Genomic DNA, 357 nt, shown 5'->3' on the forward strand with positions numbered 1-357 from the left:
TAATTATGATCTGCCGCAACTTGAGAAATTCCTCGTAAGGCAGTAGGGAAGAAGGGGTTTTGATAGAAAACATCCGAGTCATCTGGCAAAACCAGTCCGATAACCTGTGTATAGCTAGAAACTAGGCTTCGAGCGTTGAGGTTTGGATGGTAGTTGAGATCCGCCATGGCTTTCCGCACCAAGTCTTTCGTTTTTTGGCTAATGGCAGAGCTATTTTGAATGACACGAGTAACTGTAGATGGCGAGACACCAGCTAATTTGGCCACATCTTTGATGGTAGCACGCATATAGACCTCCTAGATTTCATCTCTGAATTTTGTTTTGAAAAATACCCATAACAAGCATAGTACAAATAGG

The 357-nt window shown here is 42.6% G+C and carries 1 protein-coding gene; it reads right to left on the minus strand.

The window, feature by feature from the left end:
- Window positions 1–287 (minus strand): LacI family DNA-binding transcriptional regulator (locus C1G53_RS06900; RefSeq protein ID WP_153046669.1); only part of this gene is annotated, 287 nt, incomplete at its 3' end.
- Window positions 288–357: the final 70 nt, after the last annotated feature.

The sequence above is a fragment of the Streptococcus suis genome (genome assembly GCF_002960445.1).
GTDB lineage: Bacteria > Bacillota > Bacilli > Lactobacillales > Streptococcaceae > Streptococcus > Streptococcus hyiners.